Here is a 4,365-nt window from a genome sequence, read left to right as displayed (position 1 = left end):
TCCTCTTCCGACCCCGGATCCCGCGGCGGAAGCCCCCGCCGCCTTCGTCACCGTGCATGCGGACACCGCGCGCGCCTCGGCCGCGGCGATGGACGCGCTGCGCGCCGCCGGCCGCGCGCCCTCGGCCTATGCCGGCATCCCGATCAGCGTGAAGGATCTCTATGACGAGGCCGGCTTCACCACGGCCTCGGGTTCCGTTGCGCTGAAGGGCGCGCCCGTGGCCAGGCGCAGCGCGCCCACGGTGCAGCGGCTGGTCCGCGCGGGCTTCGTCATCCTCGGCCGCACCAACCAGGTGGAATTCGCCTTCTCGGGGCTTGGCGTGAACCCGCATTTCGGCACGCCGAAAAGCCCCTGGGACCGCGCGACGGGGCGGCTGCCGGGCGGCTCCTCCTCCGGCGCCGGCGTCGCGGCGGCGGATGGGATGGGCTTCGCCGCACTCGGCACCGACACGGGCGGGTCCTGCCGCATTCCGGCGGCCCTCTGCGGCGTGGTGGGCTGGAAGCCGACCGCGAAGCGCGTGCCGATCGAGGGCATCCTGCCGCTCGCCCCCTCGCTCGATTCCGCCGGGCCACTCGCGCGCAGCGTCGCCGATTGCGCCATCGTGGACGCGATCATGGCGGGGGAGGAGGATCCGGTCGCGCCGGTGCCGTTGCCGCTGAAGGGCCTGCGGCTCGGCCTGCCACGCGGCACCTTCCTGACGGATGGCATGGACGGCACGGTCGCGGCGGTGTTCGGGCGCAGCCTGACGCGGCTGTCGGCCGCCGGCGCGCAGATCATCGAATTCGACCTGCCGGAGCTCGCCGAGATCCCGACGGTGAACGCGGCCGGCGGCTTCGCGGCGAGCGAGGCCTGGTCCTGGCATCGCTGGCTGATCGCGGCGAAGTCCGACACCTACGACCCGCGCATCCTCAAGCGCATCCAGCGCGGGGAACGCATGACCGCCGCCGACTATGTCGAACTGGTCCAGGCGCGCGCGCGCATCATCGCCGCCACGGCCGCGCGCACCGCGCCCTTCGACGCAGTGATCTGCCCGACCTGCCCCATCATCCCGCCCGCCATCGCCGAGGTGGAGGAGGAGAAGGACTACAACCGCATCAACATGGCGCTGCTGCGCAACACCAGCGTCGGCAATTTCCTCGACCGCTGCTCGATCAGCCTGCCCTGCCAGGCGGAAGGGGAAGCCCCGGTCGGGCTGATGCTGACCGGCGCGCACATGGCCGACGCGCATCTGTTCCGCGTGGCCGCGGCGGTGGAGGCGGCGCTGGCGGCGTGATCATTCCCCCGGCAGCTTGATCCCCGTCATCGCCTGCCACACCCGGATGACGAAGCCGTCGTCCTTGCCGCCCTGGCCCATCGCCCGCGCCGCGGTGAACAATTGCTGCGCGGTCGATGCGATGGGCACGGGGAAGTTCAGCCCCCGCGCCATGTCGGCCACCAGGCCCAGGTCCTTCACGAAGATGTCGACCGCGCTGCGCGGCGCGTCGTCGCCATCGAGCACGCGGGCCATGCGGTTCTCGAACATCCAGGAATTGCCGGCGGCACTCGTCACCACGTCATAGAGCTGGCGCGGATCGGCGCCGGCGCGGATGCCGAGCGCCATCGCCTCCGCCGCCACGGCGATGTGCACGCCGGCCAGAAGCTGGTGCACCACCTTCACCGTCGCGCCGATGCCCGGTTCCTCGCCGAGGTTCCACACCTTCGCCGCGACCGCGTCGAGCACCGGCGCAGCCTTGCCGAAGGCGGCGGCGGAGCCCGAGGCCATGACCGTCATCGCGCCGTCCCGCGCCTTCACCGCGCCGCCGGAGACCGGCGCGTCGAGGAACAGCAACTGCCGCTCGGCGGCCTTGTCCGCCAGCGCGCGCGCCGCGTCCGGGCCCATGGTGGCGGAACTGACGATGACGGCGCCGGGGGCGAGGCGTTCGGCCGCCCCGCCCTCGCCGAACAGCGCGGCCTCGGTCTGCTGGGCGTTGACCACCAGCACGACCAGTGCCTCAAGCCCCTGCGGCAAATCCGCCGTGGTCGCCGCGACGGCGCCGCCGGCGGTGGCGAATTCCGCCCGCGCGGCCTCCCGCATGTCGCAGCCCGTCACCTCATGGCCGGCGCGCAGCAGGCTCAGCGCCGCGCCCATGCCCATGCTGCCCAGACCGATGACGCCGACCTTCATGCCCAAGCCCCCCCTGGATGCGGCCGGCACGCTGGCCGCGCGGGGGCCGCGCGTCAACGCGCGACCAGCATCCCGATCTGGATCACCGCCATCACGACCATCAGGACGAGCACGATCCGCTGCAGCACATGCATCGGCGGCACGAAGGTCAGCGCCCCCGCCGCTTGCTGCCCTGGCGCGCGATCAGCGCGCGCAGCAGGTCCTTGATCGCCGCGGCGTCCGGGTGGCGGGCGAGCACCTCGGCCTCATGCGCGCGGGCCGCGGCGAGCAGGTCGCCCAGCATCGCCTCCCCCTTCGGGGCCAGGTGCACGCGCACCAGGCGCCGGTCGCGCGCATCCTGCTGGCGCTTCACCACGCCATCGCGCTCCATCCGGTCGAGCACCTTGGTCATGGTCGGCTGCTGCAGCAGGCAGGCTTCGGCCAGCGCGGTCACCGTCTCCGGCCCGCCGGACAGCGTGGCGAGCACGCGCCAGACCGGCACGGACACGCCGCGCGCGCGCAATCGGTCGTGGAATTCCGAGGAGACGACAAAGGATGCGCGCGCGAGCAGCGAAAGCAGATAGTCATCGACGAAGCGCGGCGCGGCGTTCTGCGAGTCCATGGCCTGCCACCCGACGAGTGAGCCGCCAGACTAGACAAGCCGGCACGCGAAAGTCTTGCGTTACGTGCACATGCTGCAGCCCTGATGTTTCGTTGCAACTTCCTGGTTTGCTCAGGCCCGCGGCAGGCGCCCCGCGGCCCGCCGCTGGTCATAGGCCCGCGCATGCAGCAGCGTGGCCTCGTGGATCTCCTCCGGCACGCCGGCCGCGCGCGCGCGGTCAAGCAGGAAGCCCAGGATGTGCTCCGCCTCCGTCCGCCCGCCCGCTTCTAGGTCGCGCAGCATCGAGGTGCTGTAGGCGGCCGCGGTGTCGGCGAAGACCGTGCGGAACTCGGACAGGAAGGCCTCGCGCATCGGATATCCCGCCGCCGCCGCGATCGCCGCGTTGCGGTCCAGCATCCGGTGCAGGAAGGGCGTGCCGCCCGCGCGCGCGATCTCGCCCACATTGGCGCGCATCAGCACCGTGCCGATCGCCGCGGTGCCGAGATGCACGATCTTCTCCCACATCCGCATCATCACGTCGGGCACGGCGGTGGCGACGACGCCCTTCGTCGGCGCGAAGGCCGCTTCGATCGCGCGCACGCGGTCGGACATGGCGCCGTCGCGTTCGCCGAAGGTGATCCAGCGCCAGTCGTTGAACTGCCGTACCGTGCCATCCGGGGCGAGCGCTGCCTGGATCTTGGCCAGCCCACCCAGCACGCGCGCCGGGCCGAAGGCGGCATCGAGAGCCGCGAGATGCGACAGCCCGTTCAGCACCGGCAGGATCGCGGTGCGCGCATCGACCGCCGGGCGGATCGCCGCGATGGCGGCCTCGAGGTCATAGGCCTTGCACGACAGCAGGATCACGTCCCAGCCCGGCCGCGCTTCCTCCGCCGTGATCGCGCTGACCGCGCCGCGCCAGGCGCCGAAGGGGCTGTTGATGGCAAGGCCGTCGCGGGCCAGCGCGTCCCGCCGCGCGGGGCGGACGAGGAAGGCGACCTCCGCCGATCCCGCCTCGACCAGCCGCCCCCCGAAATATCCGCCGAGCGCGCCCGCGCCCAGGACCAGCACGCGCATCGGCGTCTCCTTCCCCAACAGGGCGCGACGCTACCGGCCCGCGCCGCTTCGTGAAAGTCGGACACATGCGCGTTGCACGGAACGCGCTAGACTGTTCCCCATGCGCAAGACCCTCGCCGCGGCCGGCTTGCTTGCCGTGCTCGCCGCCGGGTGGTGGTGGGCGGGCATGCCGGGGCTGTCCACCGCCACCGATGGCGCCAACGGAACGCCGCCGCGCCTGCGCACCGCGCAGGCCGATCGCGGCGCCATCACAGCCGTCGTCGCTGCGACGGGCACGGTGAACCCCGTGACGCTCGTGCAGGTGGGCAGCCAGCTCTCCGGCCAGATCCGGGAATTGTTCGCCGACTTCAACACGCGCGTCGCCGCCGACCAGCCGATCGCGCGGCTCGACACCGCCACCATTGAGGCGCGCCGCGCGGCGGCCGAGGCCGATGTCCATGCCGCCGCCGCGCAGGTCGCCGTCGCCCGCGCCTGGCCCTGCAGCGTGCGCGCGACGATCGCCTCCCGGTTAATGGCGATGGACAGCGCCCGGCGCACGCGCGCGTCG

The 4,365-nt window shown here is 72.8% G+C and carries 5 protein-coding genes; 2 read left to right on the top strand and 3 right to left on the bottom strand.

The genetic code is table 11. The features are described 5' to 3' along the window. The coding region (locus HW577_RS21395; protein ID WP_198378145.1) for an amidase at positions 1-1,273 on the top strand (1,273 nt) is incomplete at its 5' end. Here the strand turns inward: HW577_RS21395 and ltnD are convergent. The 3 genes from ltnD to HW577_RS21380 all read right to left on the bottom strand — a co-directional run bounded on the left by ltnD (position 1,274) and on the right by HW577_RS21380 (position 3,818). Continuing rightward, the gene (gene ltnD, locus HW577_RS21390; protein WP_198378144.1) at positions 1,274-2,164 is read right to left on the bottom strand and encodes an L-threonate dehydrogenase; all 891 of its coding nucleotides are present in this window, start codon (positions 2,162-2,164) and stop codon (positions 1,274-1,276) included. A gap of 148 nt (positions 2,165-2,312) precedes the next feature. Beyond that, on the bottom strand, positions 2,313-2,765 hold the full coding sequence (locus HW577_RS21385; RefSeq protein WP_198378143.1) for a MarR family winged helix-turn-helix transcriptional regulator: 453 nt from the start codon (positions 2,763-2,765) through the stop codon (positions 2,313-2,315). 111 nt (positions 2,766-2,876) lie between these two features. Beyond that, entirely contained in the window at positions 2,877-3,818 is a 942-nt protein-coding gene (locus tag HW577_RS21380; RefSeq protein WP_198378142.1) for a ketopantoate reductase family protein, read from the bottom strand. 100 nt (positions 3,819-3,918) lie between these two features. On the opposite strand from HW577_RS21380, the gene HW577_RS21375 reads away from it, so the two are divergent. After that, a partial coding sequence (locus tag HW577_RS21375) for an efflux RND transporter periplasmic adaptor subunit (RefSeq protein WP_198378141.1) occupies positions 3,919-4,365 on the top strand: 447 nt, incomplete at its 3' end.

This window comes from Neoroseomonas rubea, from assembly GCF_016106015.1.
Classification (GTDB): Bacteria; Pseudomonadota; Alphaproteobacteria; order Acetobacterales; family Acetobacteraceae; genus Neoroseomonas; species Neoroseomonas rubea.
This window is presented reverse-complemented; position numbering and strand designations above follow the sequence as displayed.

What these genes read in the sequence shown, in the direction of transcription:
- HW577_RS21385 (WP_198378143.1), bottom strand. Translation starts at nt 2,765, where the DNA reads ATGGACTCGCAGAACGCCGCGCCGCGCTTCGTCGATGACTATCTGCTT.
- ltnD (WP_198378144.1), bottom strand. Translation starts at nt 2,164, where the DNA reads ATGAAGGTCGGCGTCATCGGTCTGGGCAGCATGGGCATGGGCGCGGCG.
- HW577_RS21380 (WP_198378142.1), bottom strand. Translation starts at nt 3,818, where the DNA reads ATGCGCGTGCTGGTCCTGGGCGCGGGCGCGCTCGGCGGATATTTCGGG.